At 68.3% G+C, this 25,844-nt stretch carries 24 protein-coding genes, 1 other RNA gene and 3 pseudogenes; 17 read left to right on the forward strand and 11 right to left on the reverse strand.

What is annotated here, in order from left to right; genetic code table 11:
- Positions 1–7: 7 nt before the first annotated feature.
- The 7 genes from ACXPWS_RS12060 (at position 8) to ACXPWS_RS12090 (ending at position 7,916) form a co-directional block, all read left to right on the forward strand.
- Positions 8–1,438 carry an ABC1 kinase family protein gene (locus ACXPWS_RS12060; RefSeq protein ID WP_458712653.1) on the forward strand — a complete coding sequence of 477 codons (1,431 nt, stop codon included), beginning with the start codon at positions 8–10 and terminating at the stop codon, positions 1,436–1,438.
- Between the two features lie 43 nt (positions 1,439–1,481).
- Positions 1,482–2,897, forward strand: a complete 1,416-nt coding sequence (locus tag ACXPWS_RS12065; protein ID WP_458712654.1) for an ABC1 kinase family protein — start codon at positions 1,482–1,484, stop codon at positions 2,895–2,897.
- Positions 2,884–4,062 carry a cytochrome P450 gene (locus ACXPWS_RS12070; RefSeq protein WP_458712655.1) on the forward strand — a complete coding sequence of 393 codons (1,179 nt, stop codon included), beginning with the start codon at positions 2,884–2,886 and terminating at the stop codon, positions 4,060–4,062. The genes ACXPWS_RS12065 and ACXPWS_RS12070 overlap by 14 nt, the downstream gene beginning before the upstream one ends.
- Positions 4,063–4,182: 120 nt before the next feature.
- Positions 4,183–5,643 (forward strand): APC family permease, encoded by a 1,461-nt coding sequence (locus tag ACXPWS_RS12075; RefSeq protein ID WP_458712656.1) that lies wholly within the window; start codon positions 4,183–4,185, stop codon positions 5,641–5,643.
- Positions 5,640–7,016, forward strand: a complete 1,377-nt coding sequence (locus ACXPWS_RS12080) for an FAD-binding oxidoreductase (RefSeq protein WP_458712657.1) — start codon at positions 5,640–5,642, stop codon at positions 7,014–7,016. Before ACXPWS_RS12075 ends, ACXPWS_RS12080 begins: the two co-directional genes overlap by 4 nt.
- A gap of 175 nt (positions 7,017–7,191) precedes the next feature.
- Positions 7,192–7,509, forward strand: a complete 318-nt coding sequence (locus ACXPWS_RS12085; protein WP_458712658.1) for a hypothetical protein — start codon at positions 7,192–7,194, stop codon at positions 7,507–7,509.
- A 44-nt stretch (positions 7,510–7,553) separates the two neighbouring features.
- Positions 7,554–7,916 (forward strand): heme-binding protein, encoded by a 363-nt coding sequence (locus ACXPWS_RS12090; protein ID WP_458712659.1) that lies wholly within the window; start codon positions 7,554–7,556, stop codon positions 7,914–7,916.
- Between the two features lie 3 nt (positions 7,917–7,919).
- Here the strand turns inward: ACXPWS_RS12090 and ACXPWS_RS12095 are convergent, their stop codons facing one another.
- Positions 7,920–8,315, reverse strand: coding sequence for a VOC family protein (locus tag ACXPWS_RS12095; protein WP_458712660.1), 396 nt, complete (start codon positions 8,313–8,315; stop codon positions 7,920–7,922).
- Positions 8,316–8,325: 10 nt separating this feature from the next.
- On the reverse strand, positions 8,326–9,153 hold the full coding sequence (locus ACXPWS_RS12100; protein WP_458712661.1) for an oxygenase MpaB family protein: 828 nt from the start codon (positions 9,151–9,153) through the stop codon (positions 8,326–8,328).
- Between ACXPWS_RS12100 and ACXPWS_RS12105 the strand changes: the two genes are divergently transcribed.
- Entirely contained in the window at positions 9,152–10,150 is a 999-nt protein-coding gene (locus tag ACXPWS_RS12105; RefSeq protein ID WP_458712662.1) for a cobalamin biosynthesis protein, read from the forward strand. The two genes, ACXPWS_RS12100 and ACXPWS_RS12105, sit on opposite strands and share 2 nt — an antisense overlap.
- On the opposite strand, the gene ACXPWS_RS12110 is transcribed toward ACXPWS_RS12105, so the two are convergent.
- Genes ACXPWS_RS12110 through ACXPWS_RS12120 form a run of 3 tightly spaced genes read right to left on the reverse strand, consistent with a single transcriptional unit; the run spans position 10,095 to position 12,062 of the window.
- Positions 10,095–10,919 carry an SURF1 family cytochrome oxidase biogenesis protein gene (locus tag ACXPWS_RS12110; RefSeq protein WP_458712663.1) on the reverse strand — a complete coding sequence of 275 codons (825 nt, stop codon included), beginning with the start codon at positions 10,917–10,919 and terminating at the stop codon, positions 10,095–10,097. The genes ACXPWS_RS12105 and ACXPWS_RS12110 overlap by 56 nt on opposite strands.
- Positions 10,916–11,344: a low molecular weight protein-tyrosine-phosphatase gene (locus tag ACXPWS_RS12115; protein ID WP_458713504.1), complete on the reverse strand. Its 429-nt coding sequence runs from the start codon at positions 11,342–11,344 to the stop codon at positions 10,916–10,918. The genes ACXPWS_RS12110 and ACXPWS_RS12115 overlap by 4 nt, the downstream gene beginning before the upstream one ends.
- A 46-nt stretch (positions 11,345–11,390) precedes the next feature.
- On the reverse strand, positions 11,391–12,062 hold the full coding sequence (locus tag ACXPWS_RS12120) for an HAD hydrolase-like protein (protein ID WP_458712664.1): 672 nt from the start codon (positions 12,060–12,062) through the stop codon (positions 11,391–11,393).
- A gap of 109 nt (positions 12,063–12,171) precedes the next feature.
- Between ACXPWS_RS12120 and cobC the strand changes: the two genes are divergently transcribed.
- Genes cobC through ACXPWS_RS12140 form a run of 4 tightly spaced genes read left to right on the forward strand, consistent with a single transcriptional unit; the run spans position 12,172 to position 16,032 of the window.
- Positions 12,172–13,122: an Rv2231c family pyridoxal phosphate-dependent protein CobC gene (cobC, locus tag ACXPWS_RS12125; protein ID WP_458713505.1), complete on the forward strand. Its 951-nt coding sequence runs from the start codon at positions 12,172–12,174 to the stop codon at positions 13,120–13,122.
- Positions 13,119–14,246, forward strand: coding sequence for a Nif3-like dinuclear metal center hexameric protein (locus ACXPWS_RS12130; protein ID WP_458712665.1), 1,128 nt, complete (start codon positions 13,119–13,121; stop codon positions 14,244–14,246). The genes cobC and ACXPWS_RS12130 overlap by 4 nt, the downstream gene beginning before the upstream one ends.
- Entirely contained in the window at positions 14,246–14,974 is a 729-nt protein-coding gene (locus ACXPWS_RS12135; RefSeq protein WP_458712666.1) for a zinc ribbon domain-containing protein, read from the forward strand. Before ACXPWS_RS12130 ends, ACXPWS_RS12135 begins: the two co-directional genes overlap by 1 nt.
- Positions 14,971–16,032, forward strand: coding sequence for a bifunctional RNase H/acid phosphatase (locus ACXPWS_RS12140; RefSeq protein ID WP_458712667.1), 1,062 nt, complete (start codon positions 14,971–14,973; stop codon positions 16,030–16,032). The genes ACXPWS_RS12135 and ACXPWS_RS12140 overlap by 4 nt, the downstream gene beginning before the upstream one ends.
- On the opposite strand, the gene ACXPWS_RS12145 is transcribed toward ACXPWS_RS12140, so the two are convergent.
- Positions 16,033–16,599 carry a helix-turn-helix domain-containing protein gene (locus ACXPWS_RS12145; protein ID WP_458712668.1) on the reverse strand — a complete coding sequence of 189 codons (567 nt, stop codon included), beginning with the start codon at positions 16,597–16,599 and terminating at the stop codon, positions 16,033–16,035.
- A 48-nt stretch (positions 16,600–16,647) separates the two neighbouring features.
- On the opposite strand from ACXPWS_RS12145, the pseudogene ACXPWS_RS12150 reads away from it, so the two are divergent.
- From ACXPWS_RS12150 to ACXPWS_RS12165, 4 genes and pseudogenes are all read left to right on the forward strand, one after another.
- Positions 16,648–17,454, forward strand: a pseudogene (locus tag ACXPWS_RS12150) (NAD(P)/FAD-dependent oxidoreductase); the annotation flags it as partial.
- Positions 17,455–17,547: 93 nt separating this feature from the next.
- Positions 17,548–18,198 carry a class I SAM-dependent methyltransferase gene (locus tag ACXPWS_RS12155; protein ID WP_458713506.1) on the forward strand — a complete coding sequence of 217 codons (651 nt, stop codon included), beginning with the start codon at positions 17,548–17,550 and terminating at the stop codon, positions 18,196–18,198.
- A 12-nt stretch (positions 18,199–18,210) separates the two neighbouring features.
- A complete protein-coding gene (locus tag ACXPWS_RS12160) occupies positions 18,211–18,906 on the forward strand; it encodes a trimeric intracellular cation channel family protein (protein WP_458712669.1) in 696 nt (231 codons plus the stop codon).
- A gap of 21 nt (positions 18,907–18,927) precedes the next feature.
- Positions 18,928–20,299, forward strand: a pseudogene (locus ACXPWS_RS12165) (HNH endonuclease signature motif containing protein).
- Between the two features lie 58 nt (positions 20,300–20,357).
- Here the strand turns inward: ACXPWS_RS12165 and ACXPWS_RS12170 are convergent.
- Positions 20,358–20,471 (reverse strand): annotated as a pseudogene (locus ACXPWS_RS12170) (AraC family transcriptional regulator); the annotation flags it as partial.
- 23 nt (positions 20,472–20,494) lie between these two features.
- On the opposite strand from ACXPWS_RS12170, the gene rnpB reads away from it, so the two are divergent.
- Positions 20,495–20,875: RNase P RNA component class A (gene rnpB, locus ACXPWS_RS12175), an RNA gene on the forward strand.
- A gap of 4 nt (positions 20,876–20,879) precedes the next feature.
- Here the strand turns inward: rnpB and ACXPWS_RS12180 are convergent.
- The 4 genes from ACXPWS_RS12180 to ACXPWS_RS12195 all read right to left on the reverse strand — a co-directional run bounded on the left by ACXPWS_RS12180 (position 20,880) and on the right by ACXPWS_RS12195 (position 25,750).
- A complete protein-coding gene (locus tag ACXPWS_RS12180; protein ID WP_458712670.1) occupies positions 20,880–22,322 on the reverse strand; it encodes a CYTH and CHAD domain-containing protein in 1,443 nt (480 codons plus the stop codon).
- A 73-nt stretch (positions 22,323–22,395) separates the two neighbouring features.
- Positions 22,396–24,405 carry a 5-oxoprolinase/urea amidolyase family protein gene (locus tag ACXPWS_RS12185; RefSeq protein ID WP_458712671.1) on the reverse strand — a complete coding sequence of 670 codons (2,010 nt, stop codon included), beginning with the start codon at positions 24,403–24,405 and terminating at the stop codon, positions 22,396–22,398.
- Entirely contained in the window at positions 24,402–25,004 is a 603-nt protein-coding gene (locus ACXPWS_RS12190) for an urea amidolyase associated protein UAAP2 (RefSeq protein ID WP_458712672.1), read from the reverse strand. Before ACXPWS_RS12190 ends, ACXPWS_RS12185 begins: the two co-directional genes overlap by 4 nt.
- A complete protein-coding gene (locus ACXPWS_RS12195; protein ID WP_458712673.1) occupies positions 25,001–25,750 on the reverse strand; it encodes a DUF1989 domain-containing protein in 750 nt (249 codons plus the stop codon). Before ACXPWS_RS12195 ends, ACXPWS_RS12190 begins: the two co-directional genes overlap by 4 nt.
- Positions 25,751–25,844 lie beyond the last annotated feature (94 nt).

Here is a 25,844-nt window from a genome sequence, read left to right on the forward strand (position 1 = left end):
GTTGCATATGCCGCATCAGGACAAGCCCATTGCACAAGGGCGAATTCGCCGGACGATGCCGCTGGCCGGGTTCACCGCTCGTGCGGCCGGCGGCCGGCTCGTCGCAGAATTGCGTGAACGTGCCGGTAACGGGGGCGCGGTGCAGCGATTCCACGCCTCCACCGCCGAGCGGTACGCCGAGCTTCTCGGCCACTCCAAGGGCGCGCTCATGAAGATCGGGCAACTGGCCTCGATGATCGACATGCAAGGTATCGGAACGGGGGGTTTCGCTCCGTACCAGAAGGCGTTGGTGCGGTTGCAGTCGGATGCACCCCCGATGGCACCTGACTTGGTGCGCAAGGTGCTCAATGCCGAAATTCGCTCTGGCATGGACGCATTCGCTGACTTCACCGACATTCCAATCGCAGCGGCATCCATCGGACAGGTGCACCGGGCGCTGCTACGGGATGGGCGTCAGGTCGCGGTGAAGGTCCAATATCCCGGAGTTGCACAGGCGATCCGTGACGACCTCGCCAACACCGAACTGGTAGCGACGTTTCTGCGTTTTGCCACCTCCGCGTCGGGCATGGTCTTTGACCCACGGGCGTTGGCGCGCGAGTTGACGGTGCGGATCGGTGAGGAGGTCGAGTATCGGCGGGAAGCCGCCACCATCGAGACGTTCAGCGATTTGTACCGCGGACACCCATTCATTCGCGTACCTGACGTCATCGCCGAAGCGTCAAGTGACCGCGTGCTGACGATGACCTATCTCGATGGCATGGATTGGGGAGCAGCGCAAGGTGCCGATCAAGATCTGAAAGACGTCTGGGCCGAGGTCATTCTGCGATTCTCGTACGGCAACTTTCGGCATGCCAACCTGCTACATGCGGATCCTCATCCGGGCAATTACCGCTTCAAATCCGATGGTACGGTCGGCTTCGTCGACTTCGGTTGTGTCAAATCTCTTCCCGAACTGAAGCGCCGACAGTGGGTAGCTGTAGTACGCAACGTCCTCGACGACCGAAAAGACGATCTGCGCGCGGTATTGGTGGATGCCGGCTTCCTCACGGTCGAGTCCCCGCTGACCGCTGCTGATGTCTACGAGTTTTACTCGCATGTGTTCTACGAACTCGTCGCCGATCAGCAGCCATTCACTTTTACGCCTGACTGTGGCGCTCGGTCAGCTCGATGGCTGTTCGGCTTGGATGCGGCTAACCCCTTGTCGCGCATGTCCGCGCCCGAGGACTTCGTGTTCGCGCCACGCGTCCAGCAAGCGCTCACCAATATCTGCGGTGGCTTGAACGCGACACTACCGGCTCGCTCGATCGCTGACGATATGGATGGTGTGGCCGCGCCACTCACCGATTTGGGTAAGCGCCATCATGCTTGGGTGCGCGACCGCGGGTTGCCCGGAGCGCTTGACGACCACGAATCCGTGGCAAGGACCGTCCCGTGCTAGCCGGGATGCGGCACCGCATGAAACGACTTCGGGGTGCGTCGTCATGAAACCGTCAAACGCTGACGTGCCGCGCGGTCGACTGCGCCGCACGATGCCGCTGGCCGGGTTCACCGCGCGTGCCGTCGGCGGCAGACTCGTTGCAGGACTGCGGGAAAAGACTGGGACCGATGGTGCGGTCGAGCAGTTCCACGAACGCACTGCCGAGCGGTACGCTGAACTGCTCGGGCATTCCAAAGGCGTGCTGATGAAGGCCGGCCAGTTGATGTCGCTGCTCGACCATAGCTCGGTTGGCACCGGGGGATTCGTGCCGTACCAGCGGGCGATGACGCGATTGCAAGCCGATGCCCCACCGATGCACCCGGACCTGGTCCGCGAAGTACTTGATACCGAATTAGGTGCGGCGGCAACGCACTTCGACGAATTCAGCGTCCAGCCCATCGCCGCCGCGTCCGTCGGGCAAGTGCACCGCGCCGTGCTCATGGACGGCCGACGGGTCGTGGTGAAGATTCAATACCCCGGCGTCGATCAGGCCATCCGCGATGACCTCGCCAACACTGAGTTGCTGGCGACGTTTCTGCGGTTTGCCGCGGCCGCATCCGGAATGAGCGCGGATGTGCGGTCGGTAGCCCGCGAGGCGGCCGCAAGGATTTCCGAGGAAGTCGACTACCGGCACGAAGCCGAGATGATCGGCGCATTCAGCGACCTCTACCGAGGTCACCCCTTCATCCGCATCCCCGAGGTCATCCCCGAATCCTCCAGCGGGCGCGTTCTGACCATGACCTATCTCGACGGAATCGGCTGGCCTGAAGCGCAACAGGCTGATCAGGATCTGCGCAACAGGTGGGCCGAAGTGATCAGTCGGTTCAGCCAAGCGAACCTTCGGCATGCGAATCTGCTGCACGTTGATCCTCACCCCGGCAACTACCGCTTCAACCATGACGGCACCGTCGGCTTCCTGGACTTCGGCTGTATCAAGGTGTTGCCCGAAATGCTGCGCCAGACAATCGTAGGGATGACTCGCGCAGTCCTTGAGGGCCGCAAAGAGGACTACCGAAAGCTCATGGTGCAGGCGGGCTTCCTCACCGTCGACTCCGACCTCACCGCCGACGAGCTCTACCGGTGGCAAGCGGACATCCTCTACGAGTCCGCCGTGGCGCCTCAACCGGCGACCTACACATCGGATACCACCCGGCGCGTCGTTCGTGGCATCTTCGATGCCCGCTCTGCCGATCATCCAATGGCACGCATGAGTGCGCCTGACGACTTCGTGTTCGTCAGCCGCCTGACCCTCGCAGTGAGCAGCGTGGTGGCAGGGCTCGGCGCCACCTTGCCGGCCCGGGCGATGTTCGACGACATGGACGGCGTCGCCGAACCTGTCACCGAACTCGGCAAACAGCACCACACGTGGGTCAGGGAGCGGAACCTACCTGGTGCATTGGAGCATCATGACCACCCCTGATCTCACGTCGCCGCTCCTGCCCTGGGATGCCGGTGACCCTTACCCGTTCTACGAGGAACGGCGACGTGTCGGTGACGTGGTCTGGGACGACACCGCGCACGCTTGGTTGGTGCTGAGCTATGACGCCGCGCGCGAAGTGCTTACCGGGCAGCACTGGTCGAGTGACCCGCGCGCCAACACGGCCGCTGAGGTCACCGCGGTGCTGAGCTCAGCTGTCATCGATGCCAACATGCTGTTCGCTGACGGCCCCGTACACAGCCGCCTGCGCGCCGCCACGCGGGATGTTTTCAGCCGCACTTTCATCGACGGCCTGCAGGTAGGCATCGAGACGATCTGCCACGATGTGGTCTCGGCGATCGCAACCGACGAGCCCGTCGATCTGATGACAAACATTGCGCTTCCGCTGCCGATCGCCGTTATCGGCGCGTGGCTGGGGCTCGACGCTGACCAGTGCGCCAGTCTGCGTGAGCATTCGCCGGCCATCATCCGAATCCTCGGCGGTTTCGCCGATGAGTGCGAGCTCCAGGCGGGCATCGCCGCATCGGCAGCTCTGATCGGCGACCTACTTCCCGCAGCTGCCGATCGCCGATTCCACCCCAGCGATGACTTGCTGAGCTTCCTGGCCGGCGATTCGACGTTGAGTCTCGACGAGGTCGTGGTCACCGCACTCCTGCTCGGCGTCGCCGGCCACGAGACGACAGCCAATCTCCTCGGGGCGGGACTCGTCCGGCTCCTCACACCCGATTCCGACGAATCCCGTCTGGCTGATCACATCGATCCAGGAGAAGCTGCGGTGCTCACCGAGTTGCTCCGTCTCGATGGTCCAGTGCAGGCGGCTGGTCGAACCGCCACCGTCGATCAGTCTGTCGCCGGCGTCGACATCCGTTGCGGTGAAACAGCACTTGTAGTCGTAGCGGCCGCAAATCGAGACCCCGCTGTGTACGCAGACCCTGTCCGGTTCCGCCCCGGCCGGCCCGGTCCCGCACCACTGAGTTTCGGTCACGGAGCGCACTACTGTCTCGGCGCGGCGTTGGCTCGGCTGGAAATCACCACGGCCCTCCGGCGGATCCTGGAGCGCCGACCCGTTCTGGACGGCCCTGTGACATGGCGTGACACACCGGCGATTCGGGGGCCGCTCGCAGTCCCAGTCCGGTTCGCACAGTGATGATCGCGCAGCCGGGACCCCGTCGTGAAGCACAGCAAAGTATTTGACGCAATCGTAAGTTATTGATGCCGCCGTCACCTAGGGTTCCTGCATCACCCGCCTCCAACGATCGGACGCACGATGACTGCAGAGCGCGTCGCGGAAGTTGCTCCAGCGGGTGATGGCGCCGATCCGGAACTGAAGCGAACCCTGGGCCAGTTCCAGGTGTTCGCGATCTCGTTCGCGTTCATCTCGGTGGCCGTCGGCATCTTCGCGTCCTACGAGAACCTGCTCGGCACCGCCGGGCCGGTGGGAATCTGGTTGTGGATCATCGCGTCGGTGGGGCAGACGCTGGTGGCGCTGGTGGTCGCTCAGTTCGCCGCCCGCATTGCGCTCAGCGGATCTTCCTACCAATGGGCTTCACGTCTGGCCAACCCGAAGATCGGCTGGCTGTTCGGCTGGCTGACCTTCTGGTACCTGGCGACCGGTGTGGTGGCGATGGACAACGCGCTGGCCAGTCAGGCGTTCATGCCGCTGGTCGGCCTGCCCGAAAGCGAGGACACCGCACGGATGATCACGGTGGTGATCCTGATCGTGCAGGCCGTGCTGGTGATCGCCTCCACCCGCCTGCTCGGCTTGATCAGTTCCGCCGCGGTCGGGCTGGAACTGGCCATCGTGGTGGTGCTGGTGATCGCCTTGGTGGCGGTGATGTTGTTCACCGGCAGTGGCACCTTCGACAACCTCACCTCACGCGGTATCACCGCCGACGCGCCCGACTACTTCGGGCTGGGCGGCGGCCTGATGGCCGGGATGCTCATGGGATTGCTGACCCTCATCGGATTCGACTCCGCGGCGAATCTCGCCGAGGAAGCCAAGGACCCGTTCCGCACCGTCCCGCGCGCAATCGTGTCCTCGGTCGTGGCGGCGGCAGTGCTGGGTCTTGCGTTCCTGATCGCTTTGACAGCCGCCATCAAGGACATCCCAGCGGTGAGCGCCAGCGAGTCACCGGTCGCGGCGATCATCCGCGGTCAGCTGGGGCCGGTGGCGGAACGGATCCTGCTGGCGGGCTTGTCCTTTGCGATGTTCGGTGCCGGCATGGTGGTGATGGCCGCCTGTGCGCGCCAGGTTTTCGCGATGGCCCGCGATCGACGGTTCCCGGCGCACGCGCTGATGCGGCGGGTCAACGCCACGACGAAGACGCCGGTGCCGGCGACGATCCTGATCGTCGTGATCGGCGTCGTCTTGATGCTCGCGCTGCCCGGACACGCACTGCTGCAGCTGATTCTCGGTGGCACCATTCTGCCGGCCCTGATCTACGGCGCCATCGTGATCCTCTATCTCGTGGTGCGGAAACGGTTGGACCACAAGGAAGGTGGGTTCAGTCTCGGTCGCTTCGAGGTTCCGGTGTCGGTCGCTGCGTTGGTCTGGGTAGGTGCCGCCCTGGTCTTCCTCGTCACCCCCGGCGACGCCACCGTCCCGTCCTTGGTCGTCCTGGGCTTGATCCTGGCCGGCGGCGTCTACTTCGCGTACATGGTGATCTTCCACCGCGATGTGCTCGACAGCGAAGCGGACGACGACCAGGTGCCCGTGGTAGCGGCATGACCGCGCTGACCGGCCGCGTGGTGTGCCCCGGCGACGCCGGCTACGCCGACGCCAGCACCAGCTGGAACCTGCTGTTCCGGCACCGGCCGCGAGCGATCGTCTTCGCCCAGGAAACCGGTGATGTCGTCAATGCCCTGGCGTGGGCGCGGCGCCACCGCGTCCCGGTGCGGGCACGCAGCGGAGGGCACTGCCTCGAGGGCTGGTCCACCGTGGATGACGGGATCGTGATCGATGTCAGTGAACTGAAGTCGGTATCGATCGACGCGGCCGTGTGCACCGCGACCGTCGGAGCCGGCCTCACACAGATGGAAGCCGTCACCGCGCTTGGCGCGGCCGGCCTGGCCGCACCCACCGGAACCGAGGGAACCGTCGGGTTGGTCGGCGCGACCCTTGGCGGTGGTCTCGGACTGCTCACCCGTCGATTCGGGATGGCGTCGGACAATCTGATGGCCGCAGAGATCGTCGTCGCCACGGGAAGCGACGACGCCACCGCGATCGTCGCCGACGAGCACCATCACACCGATCTGCTCTGGGCCCTACGTGGCGCAGGAAACGGCAATTTCGGAATCGTCACCGCGCTGACCTACCGGGTCCATCCGCTGGCTCAGGTCATCTACGTCACCGCGAAATGGCGCGGTCTCGGTGACCTCCCCCCGGTGTTCGACGCTTGGCAGCGCTGCGCACCCCATGCCGAGCGCCGACTCACCAGCCAACTGGAGATCCGTCGTGACGAGGTGCAGTTGGTCGGTGTGCTCGCGTCCGGGTCGGAAGCCGATGCGCTGCGGCTGCTTGCGCCGATACTGTCGGTCGGGACGCCTGAGGTCTCGGCGACGGCCGGGAGTTGGGCGCAGACCTACGCCGGATTCCAGATACCGACACCCGATGAGCCGGCGAACTGGAAATTCACCTCGCAATTCATTTCACATCCGTTCCCCGCCAAGGTCATCGGCATTATCTGCGCATACATGTCGCAGGCTCCCACCGCCGACTGCAACTACTTCACCAACGCCTTCGGTGGTGCCGTCGCCGACAGCGAGCCGACCGGCGGGTCGGTGTTCGCGCATCGCAACGCACTGTTCTACGCCGAGCCAGGTGCCGGCTGGGGACCCCGGCGCGGTGACACCCCGGTGGCGCCCGGCGCCGATCCGCTCACCGGGCCGTGCCTGTCCTGGATAGCCGAATTCAGTGCGGCGCTGGCGCCCTACGTGCACGGCGCCTACGTCAACGTGCCCCACGCAGGCCTCGAAGACTGGGAGACCGCCTATTGGGGAACCAACGTCGACAGGCTGCGCGCGATCAAGGCGAAATACGATCCCGGAAATGTCTTCTGCTTCGAACAGAGCATCCCGCTGCAGGACGACGGGCGAAAGTGAATTCACTGCAATGGGTTTCCCAATCCGACGTGATCACTTTCTGGTTCGTGAAACGAAATTGTTTGCGCAGTGAATTTCCTCGAGGAGGATTGATGAAAACCGTTATCTATGAGTTTTTCGCGCCTAGAGTTGCGCATACGGTCATTCGGCCGTCAATCGCATAAAGGGGCCAATCATGCGAACAGCGCGGCGCTACCTGATATTGGGATTGGTGACGGCGACTGCCCCCTTCGCGGCTGTCGTCGCGGCGCCTCAGGCCCTGGCCGACTGCACGTACAACAACGGTGTCACCGTATGCGCCCAGGGTGAAGCCCGCGGCGCGGACGGTGTGCCGCGGCAGGCGACGGCAGGCGTCCCCTACCCCTGCGAATACGACTACTACTGCGGCGACGACGACTGGGACATCGACGTCGACTGGAACCCGGGCAGGCCGGGTGGCCCCACCATCGGCGGCGGCCCCGTCATCGGCGGTGGCCGCGGCGGTCGGCGCTGAGCACCACGACCACGAACCGACAATCCCTCGATGAAGGAGCCAACATGTTGCTCTCCGTTCGCAGAGTGCTCGGCACCGGCGCATTGGCCGCGGCGCTGCTGAGCGGTGGTGCCGCCGCCGTCGCCGCCGCGGATCCGGATGCCCCGGTGCCGCCGCCGTGTTCGGCGGCCGAGCTGGCGCGAGTGATGTCGGGCGTCAGTTTCGACACGTCGAACTACCTGATCGCGCATCCGGACGTCAACGATTTCTTTACCGGCCTCAAGGGCCAGCCGAAGGCCGATATCGGACGTCAGGTGGAGGCCTACTATGCGGCGAACCCGACCGTGGAGCAGGATCTCAAGGGGCTGCGTCAGCCGGCGCTGGACTTCCGGACGCGCTGCGGACTGCCGCTCAACCCGACCCCCTGACCGTCACTCCGGCGGCGCGAAGAACTCCAGCGCGATCCCGTCGGGGTCCCGAAAGCTCAGACCCGACCCGTAATGCGCATCCACCACGCCACCGTGGGTGATACCCAGCTCGTCGAGCCGTGACGCCCACTCCTGCAGTTCGGAGCGGGACGCACAGCCGAAGCCGACATGGTCCAGACCGGCCCGAAACTCGGTGAACACACCGGATTCGATCCCGCGGTCATGCTGATGGATGCCGAACAGCGTCCCGCCGTCCAGCGCCCAGACCAGGTGCCGGAATCCGCCGTCGGTGGGTTCGTCGAGCACCGGATCGAATCCGATCAGCGCGCGGTACCACGGCCCGCTGACGTCGAGATCGCTCACGGTGACCGCCACATGGTTCAAAGGTGCAAATGACATGACATCCCTTTCAGATCACTGGTCTTCCGAAACGGGCCCGCACCCGCATGTCCCAGAGGTACAGCTGGTAACCGAACCGCCAGACCTCCCGCGGCACCATCCGGTCGGCGATCCGCAATCCCGCCAGCAGCAACGCGAACCGGCGCTGGTCATCCGGCGTCCAGTCCAGTTTCATCAGCGCGCGGAACGAGCTGGGCAGAAAACCCTTGGTGGCGAAGAGGATCGGCGGCCCGGCCAGTTGCCGGAGCGGTGCGGGCAGGAATGCCACCGACGCCACGCCGTACAGGTGGTCCCGCACCGGCTCGTCGACGCGGAGCTCGTCGAGGGTGCGTTTCCAGTACTCGTCGAACGCGGCCCGGTCCGCCGGCCACATGTCCGCACGCACCTGCAGCGTGGTGCCCAACGACCGGGCATCGGCATAGATCGCGTCGGCCGATTCGTCGTCCAGTGGCCCGTACAAGTACTCATGCTGGTCGATGTAGTAGCGGTACAGGCAGGCCGCCACCCACAACTGCAGTTTCGGGTCGAAAGCGTTGTAACGCACCGGGCTTGACGGCCTTGAACGGACCCGAGCATGGGCACGGTCCACCGCGGCCCGGATCAGGGCGCGATCGGCATCGGTGCCACAGGTGGCCGCCGCCAGATAGGTGCCGGTGGTGCGGGCCCGCTTGAACGGATGCAGGTACACATTGCCGCTGTCCACCGGGCTTTCCAGCACGCCGTAGCCGACGCCGGGCAGCGAGAGCTGCATGATGACGTTGGCCGCAGGTGCCAGCGCCGCGACCGGGTTGAGCAGGTCGATGACGCGCCGGGGGTGACGCGGTGGTCCCAGCCTCATGCAATCGAGTACAGCACCTTGTGAGACGCTGCCCGTCGTGTTTGGACACACTGCTCGTGCCGCCGGGCTGGCGGCCGGCTATCTCGCCGACCTGTACTGGGCCGATCCGCGCCGTGGCCACCCGGTGGCGGCGTTCGGGACGGCCGCCGCGGCCCTGGAACGACGCTGCTACGCCGACAACCGGGCCGCCGGGGCGGGGTACACCACCGTACTGCTGGGCGGGCTGGCCGCCTTGGGCGTGGCCGCCGAGCGCGCCGCGGCCCGGCGGGGGCCGCGCTGGACCTTCGCCGTCACCGCGGTGACCACCTGGGTGGTGCTCGGTGGCACCTCGCTGGCGCGCACCGGCGCGCAGATGGCCGACCGGCTCGGCGCGGACGACATCGCCGGGGCGCGGGCCCTGCTGCCGTCCCTGTGCGGCCGCGACCCCTCGGTTCTGGATGCCGACGGGCTGGCCCGCGCCGCGCTGGAATCGGTGGCCGAGAACACCTCCGACGCGCAGGTCGCGCCGATCCTGTGGGGTGCGATCGCCGGCGTGCCCGGGCTACTGGTGTACCGCGGCGCCAACACCCTCGATGCGATGATCGGGCACCACTCGCCGCGGTATGAGCGGTTCGGCTGGGCCGCAGCGCGATTCGACGATGTGCTGAACTACTGCGGGGCCCGGGCGACCGGGCTCTGCGTGGTCGCGGTGTCCGGCGCGCCGGGCGCGGCCTGGCGGGCGTGGCGCCGGGATGCCCGCAAACACCCCAGCCCCAATGCCGGGGTGGCCGAGGCTTCCTTCGCCGGCGCGCTGGGAGTGCGGCTCGGCGGCCCCACCCAGTACCGGCACCGGCTGGAGATCCGGCCGGCCCTGGGCGACGGTCCGTCCCCGCGGCCGGGCGACCTGCGCCGCGCGGTCCGGCTGTCGCGGGCGGTCCAGGCGCTGGCCACGGTGGCAGCGGTCAGCGTCGCCGTCCGTATCGGTCGGCGAGCTTCTCCTCGGCCGTCTGCGGGGTGAGGTCCGGCGTGTCGGCCGGGGCAGCAGTCTTCTCCCGGCGCCGAGCCTTCACCTCGGCGATGATGAAGTAGCCCAACCCGATCGGCGCGACGATGCCGAACGCGATCCACTGGATGCCGTAGGACAGGAACGGGCCGGCATCCAGATGAGGCAGCGGGATGACGCCGAGACCGCCGGGCTGGTTGTCCACCAGCTGCAGATACGACCCCGTCAGCGGGACCCCGGTGACCTGCGTGACCTGGCCCGGGTTGATCGAGTACACCTGCTGGGCGCCGTCGGCCCGGAACGGATCCTTGCCCGGCACCACACCCTCGGCATCGCGCAGCCGGGCCACGATGGTGACCTGGCCGGCCGGAGGGGCGGCGAACGGCGGCAGCGCGGTGCCCTGCTCGGGTTTGACGTAGCCGCGGTCCACCAGCACCGTCGGTCCGTGATCCACCGCGAACGGGGTGAGCACCTCATAGGCCGGGTCACCGTCCACCGACCGCAATCGGGCGACCACCTGCGCGGCGGGCAGATACCGTCCGGTGGCGCTCACCCGGTGCCACTGCTGGTCCGGAGCCGACGAATCCTGATGCGGCAGAAGGCTGGTCAACGGAACGGGATCGGCCGACAGTGAGCCGGCGATCTGCGAATTCTCCCGCGAGGTCTTGGTATTCTTGCCCAGCTGCCACGGCGCCAGGACGGTGAAACACAACCAGGCGAAGGCGAGCACCACGACGAACAGCGCCAGCCACTGCGGCCGGAACAGGAACGCCCAGCGCCTCATCGCTGCGAGCCCAACCGCTCGTCGACCCACCCGTGCAGACCGGTCAGCGACGCGTCGATGACGTCGAACACATCCTGAAAGTCGCTGAGCGAACCGTAATAGGGGTCCTCCACGTCGAGGGCGAAGGCGCCCGAGCGCGGGTCGAAGGACCGCATCATCCGCAGTCGTTCCGGCGGCACACCCATCTCCTTGAGGAAGCGGGTGTGGTTGCGGCCCATCGCGACCACCATGTCGGCGGCCAGGTGGTGGTCGTCGATCTGCGCCGCGCGGTGCGAAGTGGGGTAACCGTGTTGGCGCAGAACCTCATTGGTGCGATGGTCGGCGGGTTCACCCGCATGCCAGCCGCCGGTGCCCGCGCTGCTCACCTGCACCACGCCGGCCAGCCCGCGTTCGGAGATCTGATGGGCGAACATCTTCTCCGCCATCGGGGACCGGCAGATGTTCCCCGAGCAGATGAAGGTGACGTGCAGGTCAGACACCCAGCACCGCCCGCAGATCCGCGATGGTGGCCACCCGGTGCAGCGGCGCAGGAGCGTCCGGTCCGTCGAAATCGCCACCGCCGTAGCCCCAGCCGACGACGACGGTGCCGATACCGTGCCGGCCGGCGCCTTCCACGTCGTGGGAGCGGTCGCCGATCATCAGCACGCGTTCGGGCAGCGGGGTCAGCTGCGCCAGGGCATGGGCCACCACATCGGCCTTGGCGGCCCGGGTGCCGTCCGAGCTGGCGCCCGCGATCACCTCGAAATAGCCGTCCAGCCCGAAGTGGGCCAGGATGCGCCGCGCGGTGGTCTCGGCTTTCGACGTGGCGACGGCCAGCCGCACCCCGGCGGCGCGCAGATCATCGAGCAGGGTGGGGATCCCGTCGAACAGGCTGTTCATCGCCCAGCCGCGGGTGGTGTAGTCCGCCCGGTAGGCGGCCATCGCGTCGTCGACACGCTCGCCGAGCCCCAGCGCGGCCAGCGTGTGGTGCATGGGCGGCCCGACGATCCGCCCGGCCAGATCCCCATCGGGAACCGGCACGCCGACGGTGTCCAGCGCGTGCCGGAAGCTGGCCACGATGCCGTCGGCGGAATCGGTCAGGGTTCCGTCGAGGTCGAAGAGCACCAGCTGGGGGATTGCGGTCACCGTTGCACTCACAGACATATTGTCGCCGATGTACCTGTGCTGCCGGGCGGCGCACTACTGTCGTGCTGTGGTTCACACGGTCAGGCCGGCGGCGCGCTATCACGGCGATCAGGCCGTAGCGCCCGGCATGCTGGACTTCGCCGTCAACGTGCGTGCCGGGGGCCCGCCGTCGTGGCTGGTGGACCGGCTGGCGGCGCGGCTGGGTGAGCTGGGTCACTACCCGTCCGCGGACGATACTGACCGGGCGGTGCGTGCGGTCGCCGAACGGCACGGCCGCGGTGTACACGAGGTCGCGCTGCTGGCGGGCGGCGCCGAGGGGTTCGCGCTGCTGCCCAACCTGGCGCCGGCACTGGCCGCCCTGATCGCCCCGTCGTTCACCGAACCCGAGGCGGTGCTGAGCGCCGCGAACATCCCGTTCGAACACGTGGTGCTGGCGCCGCCGTTCCACCTGGCCGATGCCAGGGTGCCCGACGAGGCCGATCTGGTGGTCGTCGGCAACCCGACCAACCCCACTTCGGTGCTGCACGCAAAAGCTCAGATCCTCGCCCTGCGCCGGCCGGGCCGCATCGTGGTGGTGGACGAGGCGTTCGCCGACGCGATACCGGGGGAGCCGGAGTCGGTGGCCGGGCTGTCGCTGCCCGACGTGGTGGTGCTGCGCAGCCTCACCAAGACGTGGTCGCTGGCCGGGCTTCGGGTCGGTTATGCCCTGGGCGCGCCCGAGGTGCTGGCCCGGCTGACCGCGCACCGCACCCACTGGCCACTGGGCACGTTGCAGCTGGAGGCGGTGACGGCATGCTGTGCACCCGCCGCGGTGGCCGAGGCGCAGGCCGGCGCGCGGCGGCTGGCCGCGCTGCGCACCGAGATGGTGACCGGCCTGCGCGAGGCGGGTCTCGACGTGGTGGAGGGCCGCGCGCCGTTCGTACTGCTGCGCGTCGCGGACGCCGAGCTGGCCCGTAAACAGCTGGACAGCAAGGGAATCGCGGTGCGTCGCTGCGACACCTTCGTGGGACTGGACGGCGAATACCTGCGGGTCGCGGTACGCCCGGAGTGGCCGCTACTGGTGGAGGGTCTGCGGTGAGTGTGCGACTGTCCGAGGTGATCGAGGTGCTGGACACCGCGTATCCGCCTGCCCTGGCTCATGATTGGGATTCGGTGGGTCTGGTGTGCGGCGACCCGTCCGAGCCGGTGTCCTCGGTGACCATCGCGGTGGACGCCACCGCCGCGGTGGTGGACGAGGTGCCGGACGGCGGACTGCTGCTGGTGCACCACCCCTTGCTGTTGCGCGGTGTCGACACGGTGGCGGCCAGCACCGCCAAGGGCGCCTTGATCCACCGGCTGATCCGTTCGGGTCGTTCACTGTTCACCGCGCACACCAATGCCGATGCCGCGTCGCCCGGGGTGTCGGATGCGCTGGCCGACACCCTGGGCCTGGTGGTGCAGGACGTGCTGGCCCCGGCGCAGTCCCGGGCCGATCTGGACAAGTGGGTGGTCTTCGTTCCGGTGGACGACGCACCACGGCTGCGCGGCGCGCTGTTCGCGGCGGGCGCCGGCCAGATCGGCGACTACTCGTGTTGCAGCTGGAGTGTGCGTGGCACGGGGCAGTTCCTGCCGCACGACGGGGCAGACCCGGCCATCGGCACGGTGGGCACCGTCGAGCAGGTGGCCGAGGATCGGGTCGAGGTGATCGCGCCGTCCGCGGCGCGCGCGGCGGTGCTGGCAGCCCTTCGGGCGGCGCACCCCTACGAGGAGCCCGCCTTCGACGTGTTCGCGTTGGCCCCGCTGCCATCCGGGGTGGGCATCGGCCGGATCTGTGCGCTGCCCGAGCCGGAATCGTTGTCCGCGTTCGTGACCCGGGTACGTGACCGGCTTCCGGCGACCTCGTGGGGCGTGCGCGCGGCCGGTGATCCGGAGACCCTGGTGTCCCGGGTGGCGGTGTGCGGCGGAGCGGGGGATTCGCTGCTGGACACCGTGGCCCGCGCGAACGCGCAGGTCTACGTCACCGCCGACCTTCGGCATCACCCGGCTGACGAACACCGCCGCCAGTTCGGGACCGCATTGGTGGACGTGGCGCACTGGGCCAGCGAATACCCTTGGTGCACCCAGGCGGCCGGTCTGCTCGCAGGCCGATTCGGGGATGAACTTCCGGTGCGCGTGAGCACGGTGCGCACCGACCCATGGAATATCGAAGAAGGACACCGTTGATGAAAGCCGAAGTCACCCAACAGCGTTCGCTGCTGACCCTGGCGGAGCTCGATGCCGAGCTGAGCCGGGTCGAGCATCGGGCGCGTAACCTCGCCGAGCAGCAGGAATTCGACCGGGTGCAGGCCGAGCACCAGATCGCCAGCGATCAGCTCGCCGTGCTGGATATCGCCCTGGAGGACCTGGACGGACAGGTCGCCAAGCTGGAGAGTGAGATCGACAGCGTCCGCCAGCGCGAAGACCGGGACCGGTCGCTGCTGGACGGGGGTGCGGTCAATCCCAAGCAGCTTTCCGAACTGCAGCACGAGTTGGAGACCTTGCAGCGCCGCCAGGCCGCCCTGGAGGACTCGATGCTCGAAGTGATGGAGCGCCGGGAAGCCCTGCAGGCCCAGCAAGCCGAGGAGAAGGCCCGTATCGAAGCGCTGCACAACGAACTGTCCGCGGCGCAGTTGGCCCGCGACGCGGCACTGGTCGTGATGGACCAGACCCGGCATACCGGCGGATTCCGTCGCAATGACCTGATCTCCGGGCTGGATGCCGACCTGGTGGCGCTGTATGAGAAACAGCGCGCCAAGGGCGGGCCCGGCGCAGGTTTGTTGCAGGGCAAGCGTTGCGGCGCCTGTCGGATCGAGATCGATCAGGGGGAGATGGCCCGCATCTCGGCCGCGGCCGAGGACGAGGTGCTGCGCTGCCCCGAGTGCGGAGCGATCTTGTTGCGGATCAGGCCATGAGAGTTGTCGTCGAGGCCGACGGCGGTTCGCGGGGTAACCCGGGCCCGGCCGGCTACGGCGCGGTGGTGTTCAGCGCGGACCGCTCAGCGGTGCTTGCCGAGCGGCGGCAGTCCATCGGTACGGCCACCAACAACGTCGCCGAATATCGCGGCCTGATCGCGGGGCTGGAAGCGGCCGCCGAGGTCGGTGCCACCGAGGTGGCGGTCAGCATGGATTCCAAGCTGGTGGTCGAACAGATGTCGGGCCGGTGGCGCGTCAAGCATCCCGACCTGCTGGAGTTGCACCGCGAAGCCAGCCAGACGGCCCGTCAGTTCGGTGCCGTGAGCTATGAATGGATTCCGCGGGAACGCAATTCGCACGCCGACCGGTTGGCCAACGAGGCGATGGATGCGGCGTGGGAGGCCCCGGTGGACAAGCCCGCGGCGCCCGGCTGGACCGGAGCGCGGGGTGAGCCCACCAGGCTGCTGTTGCTGCGGCACGGCCAGACCGAACTGTCGGTGAACCGGCGCTACTCCGGCCGCGGCAATCCGCCGCTGACCGAATTGGGCCGTACCCAGGCCGATGCCGCCGCTCGCTATCTCGCAGGGCAGGGCGGTGTTTCGGCGGTGGTGTCCTCGCCGCTGCAACGTGCCTATGACACCGCCACCGCGGCAGCCAAGGCGCTCGGCCTCGACGTCACCGTCGACGACGACCTCATCGAGACCGACTTCGGTGCCTGGGAGGGCATGACGTTCAGCGAAGCGGCGCAACGGGATCCGGAACTGCACGGGCAGTGGCTGCGCGACACCGCCGTCACGCCGCCGGACGGGGAGAGTTTCGACACCGTCGCACATCGGGTGCGGCGGGCCCGTGACCGGATCGTCGCCGAGCACAGCGGTTCCACCGTGCTGGTGGTGTCACACGTGACGCCGATCAAGACCCTGCTGCGACTCGCGCTGGACGGGACCGCCGGAATCCTCTACCGGCTGCATCTGGACCTGGCCTCGCTGAGCATCGCGGAGTTCTACCCCGACGGGCTGGCGTCGGTGCGGCTGGTCAACCAGACGGCCTATCTGTGATCAGCTGTGCAGGTGCAGCCGTTCGCCGTGCACGTCGAAGATCATGATCGCCTCGGCGGGGCCGTCGACGGTGCCGAACCAGTGCGGCGTCCACGTCGAGAACTCCACGGCTTCGCCGGGTTCGATGGTGAAATCGCGGTCGCCCAGGATCAGCCGGAGCCGTCCGGACAGCACGTACATCCACTCCTGACCTTCATGGACGGGCAGGTCGTCGGGTGGGGCGTTGCGCTTGGCGCTGACCCGGACCTTGAACGTGTGCCGTCCCCCGGTGGGACCGTGGCGGGTCAGCGGCCAGTACGTGACGCCGTGCCGGGTGTGTGAACTGCCGCGGACCCGCGGGTCCTCGGACTCCGGTTCGCGCAGCAGCTCGTCGGTGCTGACCGCCAGGGCAGACGCCAGCCGGGGCAGGTGATCCAGGGCGAGTCGGCGCTTGCCCGATTCCAGCCGGCTCAACGTCGACACGTCGATATTGGCGCGGGTCGCCACGTCCTGCAGGGTCAGCCCCTGCTGAGTGCGCAGATCCCGCAGACGCTTGCGGACGGTGTCGTCCACTGACTTTGCCTGCATGGCAAATAAGCTTGGCATCTCAGCCGGTGACTCGGCAAGCTCGAAGGCATGGATATCACCTGGGACTGCATCATCATCGGCGGCGGCGCGGCCGGCCTGAGTGCCGGCCTCGTACTGGGCCGGGCTCGCCGTCGCACCCTCGTTCTGGACCAGGGCGCGCAGAGCAATCTGGCGGCGCACGGCATCGGTGGACTGCTCGGCCACGACGGCCGTCCGCCGGCCGAACTCTACGAGATCGGCCGCACCGAGCTCGCCGCATATCCCAGCGTCGAGGTGCGATCGGCCACCGTCGTGACCGCCGTGCGCGACGGCGACCACTTCGTGCTGACCACCGCCGACGGCAGCCGCGTTCGGGCACGCCGGGTACTGCTGGCCGCCGGCATGCACTACGACATGCCGGAGATCCCCGGTATGGCCGAACTGTGGGGTGGATCGGTCTTCCACTGCCCGTTCTGTCACGGCTGGGAGGTCCGCGACCAGCCGCTGGCCGTCCTTGCCCACGGCGACCGCGCCGTGCACGTCGCGCTGCTGCTGCGCGGCTGGACCGACGACGTCATCGTGCTGTCGAACGGGCCTGCCGGACTCGACACCGAACAGCTCGATCTGCTGGCAGCTGCCGGGGTCAAGGTCGATGAGCGGCCGGTCGCCGAACTGCGTTCGCAAGCAGGCGAATTGACCGAGGTGGTGTTCGCCGACGGCGGACGGCTGCCGCGCCGCGGGCTGCTGGCCTCGGTGGGGCTGCGTCAGCGTGGCGATCTGGCGGCGCAGTTGGCGCTGGCCCTCGCACCGCCGTCGCCGGTCGCGGTGGACGCCGTGGCCGTGGACTCGATGTACCGCACCTCGGTGCCCGGCGTCTTCGCGGCGGGGGATGTGTGTCCCGGCATGCCGCAGGTGTCCGCGGCGGTGGCGTCCGGGTCGATGGCGGGGGCCGCGGTGATGCAGAGCCTGATGGGAGAGGATGTCGGCCTGCCCGGTCCGCCCTGGCCGGTGTTCGAGTCGACGGCTCGGCAGCACTGGGATCGCCATTATGTTGAGCGCGAACGGATCTGGAGTGGCCGGGTGAACCCTCGGCTGGCCGAGGTCGCGGCCACACTGACGCCTGGGCGGGCACTGGACCTTGGGTGCGGCGAAGGCGGTGACGCGATCTGGCTGGCGGGTAACGGCTGGCAGGTGGTGGCCACCGACATCTCCGATGTCGCGCTGGGCAGGGCCGCAGAGGATGCCGGTGATCTGCTGGAGCGCATCGACTTTCAGCGACACGATCTGACCGAGAGCTTCCCCGCCGGGGAGTTCGATCTGGTGTCGGCGCAGTTCCTGCATTCGACGATGCCGCTGGACCGCACCGCAGTGTTGCGCCGTGCGGCCGACGCCGTCGCACCAGGCGGGCGGTTGGTGATCGTCGACCACGGCGCCGCCCCGCCGTGGTCCAAGCACAAGGACTATCCGTTCCCTTCCATCGACGATGTGTTGGCATCGCTGGATCTGGGCGCCGGCTGGGATCGGTTGCGGGCCGAGCCGGTCGAACGGGAAGCCACCGGTCCGGATGGCCAGGCCGGGCATCTGATCGACAATGTGATGGTGCTGCAGCGCAGGGCCTAGATACCCTCAGGCGTGTTCGGCGAACTGTTTCGTGTCCTCGACCTGGCGGGTGTCTTCACCAACGCGATCCTGGGCGGCATGGTGGCCCGCGACAAGCGGTTGGATCCGGTGGGATTCGCGGCGCTGGCCCTGCTGTCGGGTCTCGGCGGCGGCATCATCCGGGACACCCTGCTTCAGCACGGTCCGCCGGTGGCGCTCACCGACTCGCTGTACGCGCTGACCGCGATCGGCGGGGCGGCGGTGGCCTTCCTGCTGCCGTTGCGCGGTCGGTGGTGGAGCCTGATCTTCCTGCTGATCGATGCGCTGGCGCTGGGCTGCTGGGCGACCGTCGGCGCGCAGAAGACCTTGTCGCTAGGTCTCGGTGGGCTGGCGGCGTTGCTGCTGGGGACCATCACCGCGGTCGGCGGCGGGGCGCTGCGAGACCTGTTCGTCCAGCGGATCCCGCAGATATTCGGCGGCAACACCCTGTACGCCAGCTGCGCCGTGGTGGCCAGTGGCGTGGTGATCGGGTTCTGGTACGCCGGATTGCCGACCGCAGGCGCGCTGGTCGGCACCGCGGTCGGTGCCGCGATGTGCGTGCTGGCCAGGTGGCGCGGCTGGCAGCTGGGCGAGGGACTGGCCTGGGATTACGCGGTGATCAGGCGACAGGGCCAGCGGCTGCCGCGGGTGTCGGTGCGGATCGTGCGGGAGCGTGGGGACTTGTCGTAGGGTCGCAGTAGTGTAGAACACATGTTCGACTCGCACCTCGCTACCGCGCACGGCGAGTTGCGGGCTGAGCGGGCGGCGACGGCGCGGCGGTTGATCTCGCTGGGCCACTACACCGGCGTCCGGCTGGCCGAGTTGGGCAACACCCACGAGGACTGGGTGGTCGACGACTGGGAATTGGTGGCCGTGGAGGTGGCCACCGAACTGGGGATCGGGCGGCAACGGGCCTCCACGGAGATGGCGCACGGCCGGACGTTGATCGAACGGCTGCCGCGGCTGGCTCAGGTCTTCCTGGCCGGTGATCTCGAGTACGGGCATTTCACCGCGATCGCGGCACGCACCGCGTTGATCGTCGATCCCGATCTGCTCGGGATCGTCGATGAGCGGGTCGCCGCCCAGGCGCCGGGGTGGGCGGCGCGCTCGCGGGACAGGGTCGCCGAGCTGGTCGACTGGCTGGTGCTGGAGGTCGACCCTGAGGCGATCCGGGTGGCCAAACAGCGCCGTGCCGGACGCCGTAACGACGTGACGCCCGCCGGTAACGGGCTGGCCGACGTCGTCGGCACTGCCGACGCGGCCGATGCCGCCGTGTTCGACAAGAGGCTCGATGAGCTGGCGCGCACCGTGTGTCCGCGTGACCCCCGCTCGCATGCCGAGCGTCGCGCTGACGCACTGCGCGCTCTCAGTGAGGGTGCCACCCGGCTGGCCTGCATGTGCGGCTCGGCCGAATGCCCGGCCGGTACCGCCGAGGCCCCCGCGGGCAGCATCGTCATCCATGTGTTGGCCGAACAGGCCACCGTCGAGGGCGACAGTGAGACCCCGGGGCTGCTCCCGGGCTACGGGGGCGATCCCGGCCGAACAGGTGCGCCAGATGGCGGCGCGGGCCCGGTGCCGGCCGGTGCCGCGGCCACCGGCGTTGTCCACCGAACCTGGTTACCGGCCCTCGGCGCGGCTGGCCGATTTTGTGCGGGCCCGGGATCTGACGTACCGGTGGTATGGCTGCAATGCACCGGCGGAGGTATCCGATATCGATCACACCGTCCCGTGGCCGGCCGGTGTGACTCATCCGTCGAATACCAAGCTGTACTGCCGTACCCACCATCTGGTCAAGACCTTCTTTACCGAGTGGTCCGACGTACAGGGGCCCGACGGTTCCGTCTCGCTCATCTCACCGGCCGGTCGGATGTACACGACCACACCCGATGGGGCGCTGTTCTTCCCGCAACTGGCCGCCCACACCGGCCTGCTCACTCGCGCCCAAGCGCCCCCACCGACCCCGGCGCGCGGGCTGGCGATGCCCACCCGCGCCCGACCCCGGGCGCACGAGCAGGCCTACCGCATCGCCCACGAACGGGCGCTCAATCGCGCCCGCGCCGAGGCGGATCCGCCGCCCTTCTAGGGGCGCGCGAACGCGCTCATATCGGCCGGCGGAATCCGCAGTCGATCCCGTAGGGCTGCCGCGAGAGTCCCGCAGCTGCCGCCAGGTCCTCGACGGTCAGCGGATCGGCGAACCGTGCATCGGCCAGGTCCTTGGCTCGCAACAAATAGCGGGCTGGAGGTACCTGAGGCACCTTGCTAAGGTAGCGCGCGCGGACGAGTTGGCCGGGCGACCGCGGAGAAATTCGAGGAAAGTCCGGACTTCACAGAGCAGGGTGATTGCTAACGGCAATCCGAGGAGACTCGCGGGAAAGTGCCACAGAGAACAGACCGCCGGAAACGGTAAGGGTGAAACGGTGCGGTAAGAGCGCACCAGCACCCCGGGTGACCGGGGTGGCTAGGCAAACCCCACCCGAAGCAAGGCCAAGAAGGCCGCAACCTGGTTGCGGCTGCGCAAGCGTTCGAGGGCTGCTCGCCCGAGCTTGCGGGTAGGCCGCTTGAGGCACCCGGCGACGGTGTGTCCAGATGGATGGTCGCCCTTGGCGCCTCGGTGACGAGGGGCCGAGTACAGAATCCGGCTTACAGGCCAGCTCGTCCGCCCTCTACTTGCGCATGGCCTTGCGCAGCGACCTCAGCGCGTCGCCGATCTCCTCCTCGGCGTACAACGCGATCTCGGCCTCGATCTGGAACAGCAGACCGTAGGTGAAGGTGTCCTCGCCCGCGGTGTGCGCGGCGTCGGCCTGCGTCAGCAGGTGCGCTCGGCTGACGGTGCTGTCCTGATGATCGCCGAGCAGGGTCTGGATGCTCTTGGCGCTCTCGGCCACCGCGGCTTCCCCGTGGGCGGCCGCGGTGTAGCGCAGTTGCTTGGCGCGCTTGCGGATTCGGTGCAGCGACTCATCGGTCCCGGAGACCTTCGCGGCCTTGGCCGCCTTGGCGACCTTGCGGTAGGCACCTTCGACGGTCACCTGCGAACCACCGCCTGCACCACCGGCCGGCGGGGCTGCGACCACCGCGTCCAGGGCATCGAGCAAGCGGAAGTAGCGCTCCGAGCGCAGGGCGGCCACCGAGCGCCGCCAGCCGGCCTTGTACCTCTGCTTGGCGCCCTCGACCAGGCGCTCGCGCACGGGGCCGCGCACCAGGTGTTGGGGGAGCGCGGTGAGGGCCTTGTCGTACTTCTCGGCCAGCACCTCGGCGTCGCGGGCCACGCCCAGCACCGCGGCCAGTTGCTTGAGTTCATCCAGCACCCAGGCGTTGTCGGTGGTGGATTCCTCGGCCAGCAGGCTGCGAATCTTGCGGGTGGTCACCCGCATCTGGTGCACGGAGTCCCAGGCGTCGCCGCGCACTGCGCGGTCCCACTCCAGCAGGGCCTCGACGTTCTCGGTGATCGCTCGATGCACCGGATCGGTGGAGGCGGGAGCCCGCTCGGGCACGGCGACGTCGAGTACCCGGGCCAGTTTCGAGCCGTGCCCGGCCGGGGCGGCGCCGGCGTCCAGCAGCCGGTTGGCCAACCGTTCCAGCACCTCGGGTGAGCCGTCACCGACCAGCTCCAGCTCCCACTCCCGCCAGGATTGCGGCTCGCTGTCCGCGCTCAGCGCCGAGGCGGTCACGCTGTCATCGCAGAACTCCGCGATGGGGTCGCCCTCGGCGCCGAACAGCAGCGACACCGACCGCTGGGTGGAGATGCGGGCCACCGCCCCCAGCGGCCGGTCCCGGACGATCGCGGCGACCACGTCGCGGATCTCCTCGGGCACCGAATCCTGCAGTGCGGCCCGCACCTCGGTCCGGGTATCCGCCACCGCCGAGGGCAGCTTGATGTGCCAGCCGGCGTCGGTACCTCCGGTGCGGCGGCGCAAGGTGATCTTGCGCGCGGCAAGGTCATAGCCCGCCGTGTCGTAGTACACGGCCTCCAGCGTCTGGGTCGGTGAATGCTGCACCCGGGTCACCGCGGCCAGCCCTTCGAAGGACGGTGACACGGTGGTGTCGAGCACATCGAACTTGCGCTCCACCTCGGTGTGGCGGGAGGTCTTGGGCTTGGCGGCAGGCATTTTCACCTTTGTCGGAACTGGGGCACTGGTCTGAAGTCGTGAACAGGTTGCCACATCCAGGTGAACAAGCGACTCACCCCGCCCGGCGGAACTCCCCGGCGAGATCCCAGGCATGGCGTTCGGCCGCGAACGCCGCCGCCTGCTGCGCGCGGAAGGCCGCGATCGAGTCGGCGTGCGCGGCCAGGAAGTCGCGGTAGCCGGCCAGCGCGAACTCGCCGTCGGAGATCTGCACCTGCCCGCGGCCCGCGGCCATGTCCGCCCGCAGGTCGAGCAGTTCCTCGGCGCTCACCGGGTAGAAGCTGATCCGGTCGAAGTAGCGCAGCAGCCAGGGCGTGCCCGGCTCGAAGGACTGTGCGTCGGCGGGATGCCGGTGGTTCCACACCTGGGTGGTGCGTCCGACGAACTGGTACCCGCCGGGGCCCTCCATGCCATAGACGCACATGTAGGCGCCGCCGATCCCGACGGCGTTCTCCGGGGTCCAGGTGCGCGCCGGGTTGTACTTGGTGGTCACCAGGCGATGGCGCGGATCCAGCGGAGTGGCCACCGGCGCGCCCAGGTATACGTCACCCAGCCCGAGCACCAGGTAGTCGGCGTCGAACACGGTGTCGTACACCTGAGCCACATCGGTCAGGCCGTTCATCCGCCGGATGAACTCGATGTTCCACGGGCACCACGGCGCGTCGGCGCGCACACCGTGCATATAGCGCTCGATGGCCTCCCGGGTGGCCGGGTCATCCCAGGACAACGGCAGCCGCACGGTCCGGCTGGGCACCACGAGTTCGGTTGATGCGGGCAGGTTTTCATCGGCCCGCGCGATCAGGTCGATCACCTCGGTCATGGTCAGCAGGGCCGGGTCGAACTGCACCTGCAGCGACCGCACGCCCGGGGTGAGTTCGGTGATCCCGGCGACCTGCAGGGCCAGCAGGTGTTCGTAGAGCACATGCACCCGGGCGCGCAACGCGAGGTCGAGCACCATCTGGCCGTATTCGACGAGGACGCCACCGTCGCCGGCGCGGCGCATGGTGACATCGGTGCCGTCGGCGGCGGCGAACCGGCCCAGCACGCCGTCATCGCCATCGCCGCCCGCGGACAGCACCAGGGGGAACGACGCGCGCCGGTCCGAATCGATGGTGCGCAACGACGGCGCGCGATCGGCCCGGACCGGCACGAACCGGACGGTGTCCCCGGGCGCCAGCTGACCGAGCTTCCATCGTTCGCCGCCGACCACGGTGACCGGGCAGACGAAGCCGCCGAGGCTCGGACCGTCGGGCCCGAGCAGGATCGGGGTGTCGCCGGTGAAGTCCAGCGCGCCGACGCAGTAGGCGTTGTCGTGGATGTTCGACGGGTGCAGGCCGGCCTCGCCGCCGTCGGTGCGGGCCCACTGCGGTTTGGGGCCCTCCAGCCGGACGCCGGTGCGGTCGGAGTTGAAATGGACCGTGTAATCGGTGCCGACGATGGTGTCGATGTCGTCGCGGGTGAAGAATTCCGGTGCCCCGTGCGGGCCCTCGGTGACCGCGATCTCCCAGCGGTGCCCGATGCTGGGCTGCTCGTCGATGGCGGCCCTGGCATCGCGATCCGGCCGGTCCGCGTGCGGTCCCGGATCGGGTCCGGCCGCCAGGGTGTCGCCTTCGCGCAGCGGCCGGCCGTTGTGCCCGCCAAACGCGCCCAGGGTGAAAGTGGCTGTGCTGCCCAGGTATTCGGGCTCGGACAGGCCGCCGGCGATCAGCACATAGCAGCGCATCCCCGGCCCGGACAGCATTCCGACGTCGAGCACGCCGCCGGCGGGCACGGTGACCGACTGATACTGCGGCACCGGCTGCCCACCGACGGTGACCGGCACCGGCGCGCCGGTCACACAGACTCGGCCCCCGTCCGGGAAGCGCAGGGCCGGGCCGCCGCGGGTGCACTCCAGGCCGGCCACCCCTTCGTCGTTGCCGAGGACCCGGTTGCCGATCCGGAAGGACAGATCGTCCATCGGGCCCGATGGCGGAACGCCGATGTGCCAGAAGCCGATCCGTCCCGGCCAGTCCTGCACCGTGGTGAGCATGCCGGGGCGCAGCACCTCGACGCGCGGGCCGCTCATGCGATCACCATCTGCACCGGGGTGGGGTTGAAGCCGTTGCACGGGTTGTTGATCTGCGGGCAGTTGGACACCAGCACCAGGGTGTCGATCTCGGCGCGCAACGTCAGCGACTTGCCGGGCGCCGACAACCCGTCGACGATGCCCAGAGTCCCGTCACCGTCCACCGGTACGTTCATGAAAAAGTTGACGTTGGAGACGATGTCGCGCTTGCTCATGCCCCATCGGGTGGCCTCGGCGAGGAAGTTCTCCGCGCAGGCATGCTGATGCACGGTGTGGTGCCCGTAGCGCAGCGTGTTGGATTCCTTGGAGCATGCGCCGGCGATGGTGTCGTGGTTGCCGACCTCGTCGTCGACGATGGTCATCAGCGCGGTGCCATCGGAGGCGCGCAGCACCGACTCGGTGGACAGGAAGATATTACGTTGGGCCACAATGGTTGTCTGTGCGTTGTAGCGCAGGGTCGGGTCGGGTCGGCCGGCGGTTACCCCGTAGAACAGCGTGTCCACGGCCTGGTTGCCGAATAGGTCGACGATCTGCAACGTCTTGCCGGCGGGCACGATGGCCGACCACGGTGCGCACGCCGCCACCTCGTAACTGGTCACTTGCAGTCCTCGCTGTTCAGTGCGGCGGCCCAAGCACTTTCGGTGTTGAACAGGGCGCGCAGGTATTCGGGTTCGTCGTTGGCCGGGGTGCTCAGTTCGTCGTCGGCGCGCCAGGCCAGCACGTCGAGGTCGGTGCCGGCCGGGGCGGGGTCCAGTGGGTGGTCGCTGTTGACCAACACCACGACCACGGGCAGGTGGATCAACAGGTCGACGGATCCACCCGGGCCGGCGGTCCCGGTGAAGACGAGTCCGCCGTCGGCCTGCACGCGGGCGCCTTTGAAGAAAGACACCGACGGCGCGACGTCCCGGATGTCCAGCCCGTGCTTGTGCACGCCCAGCAGCATCTGCGCCTGCCCGGCGGCGGTCATGCCGCACAGGGTGTCGTGGTGGCTGGAGGTGTCGGCGACGACGGTGGCCAGCACCCGGCCCTGGTCGGACAGCAGCGGATGTCCGGTGCTCAGGTACGCCTGCCATGGCACCTTCACGGTGTCGGCGGCATTGAGCCGCTCCCACGGCGCGTCGGCGCGGAAGACCAGCAGATGGGCGCACGCACCGCCGTCCGGATCGGCCAGCCGCAGCCGGGTACCGCGGCCCAGCACCTTGGTGGCGTACGAACCGGCCGGGATGACCTCGGCCCAGCGCAGTTCGGTCACGCCGGCGGGGGTGGGCGGAACCCGCAACGGCGCCGCCGCGGCCTGCGCGCGGGCGTGCGACCGCGCCCCTTCGGTGGAACTGGTACCTGCCATGTCGAGGTCCTCCTTAACTGTCAACTGAAAGTTTTCGGTGCGGGCATTCCGTGCTGGTGACGGCGTTGTTACGTCCGCATGACATTTTCTATCA

It is taken from the genome of Mycobacterium sp. BMJ-28, from assembly GCF_054404835.1.

Bases quoted from the DNA above. Each gene is read 5' to 3' on its own strand.
- ACXPWS_RS12060 (WP_458712653.1), top strand. From the start codon at position 8: ATGCCGCATCAGGACAAGCCCATTGCACAAGGGCGAATTCGCCGGACG.
- ACXPWS_RS12065 (WP_458712654.1), top strand. From the start codon at position 1,482: ATGAAACCGTCAAACGCTGACGTGCCGCGCGGTCGACTGCGCCGCACG.
- ACXPWS_RS12070 (WP_458712655.1), top strand. From the start codon at position 2,884: ATGACCACCCCTGATCTCACGTCGCCGCTCCTGCCCTGGGATGCCGGT.
- ACXPWS_RS12075 (WP_458712656.1), top strand. From the start codon at position 4,183: ATGACTGCAGAGCGCGTCGCGGAAGTTGCTCCAGCGGGTGATGGCGCC.
- ACXPWS_RS12080 (WP_458712657.1), top strand. From the start codon at position 5,640: ATGACCGCGCTGACCGGCCGCGTGGTGTGCCCCGGCGACGCCGGCTAC.
- ACXPWS_RS12085 (WP_458712658.1), top strand. From the start codon at position 7,192: ATGCGAACAGCGCGGCGCTACCTGATATTGGGATTGGTGACGGCGACT.
- ACXPWS_RS12090 (WP_458712659.1), top strand. From the start codon at position 7,554: ATGTTGCTCTCCGTTCGCAGAGTGCTCGGCACCGGCGCATTGGCCGCG.
- ACXPWS_RS12095 (WP_458712660.1), bottom strand. From the start codon at position 8,315: ATGTCATTTGCACCTTTGAACCATGTGGCGGTCACCGTGAGCGATCTC.
- ACXPWS_RS12105 (WP_458712662.1), top strand. From the start codon at position 9,152: ATGCAATCGAGTACAGCACCTTGTGAGACGCTGCCCGTCGTGTTTGGA.
- ACXPWS_RS12100 (WP_458712661.1), bottom strand. From the start codon at position 9,153: ATGAGGCTGGGACCACCGCGTCACCCCCGGCGCGTCATCGACCTGCTC.
- ACXPWS_RS12110 (WP_458712663.1), bottom strand. From the start codon at position 10,919: ATGAGGCGCTGGGCGTTCCTGTTCCGGCCGCAGTGGCTGGCGCTGTTC.
- ACXPWS_RS12115 (WP_458713504.1), bottom strand. From the start codon at position 11,344: ATGGCGGAGAAGATGTTCGCCCATCAGATCTCCGAACGCGGGCTGGCC.
- ACXPWS_RS12120 (WP_458712664.1), bottom strand. From the start codon at position 12,062: ATGTCTGTGAGTGCAACGGTGACCGCAATCCCCCAGCTGGTGCTCTTC.
- cobC (WP_458713505.1), top strand. From the start codon at position 12,172: ATGCTGGACTTCGCCGTCAACGTGCGTGCCGGGGGCCCGCCGTCGTGG.
- ACXPWS_RS12135 (WP_458712666.1), top strand. From the start codon at position 14,246: ATGAAAGCCGAAGTCACCCAACAGCGTTCGCTGCTGACCCTGGCGGAG.
- ACXPWS_RS12140 (WP_458712667.1), top strand. From the start codon at position 14,971: ATGAGAGTTGTCGTCGAGGCCGACGGCGGTTCGCGGGGTAACCCGGGC.
- ACXPWS_RS12145 (WP_458712668.1), bottom strand. From the start codon at position 16,599: ATGCAGGCAAAGTCAGTGGACGACACCGTCCGCAAGCGTCTGCGGGAT.
- ACXPWS_RS12155 (WP_458713506.1), top strand. From the start codon at position 17,548: ATGGGAGAGGATGTCGGCCTGCCCGGTCCGCCCTGGCCGGTGTTCGAG.
- ACXPWS_RS12180 (WP_458712670.1), bottom strand. From the start codon at position 22,322: ATGCCTGCCGCCAAGCCCAAGACCTCCCGCCACACCGAGGTGGAGCGC.
- ACXPWS_RS12185 (WP_458712671.1), bottom strand. From the start codon at position 24,405: ATGAGCGGCCCGCGCGTCGAGGTGCTGCGCCCCGGCATGCTCACCACG.
- ACXPWS_RS12195 (WP_458712673.1), bottom strand. From the start codon at position 25,750: ATGGCAGGTACCAGTTCCACCGAAGGGGCGCGGTCGCACGCCCGCGCG.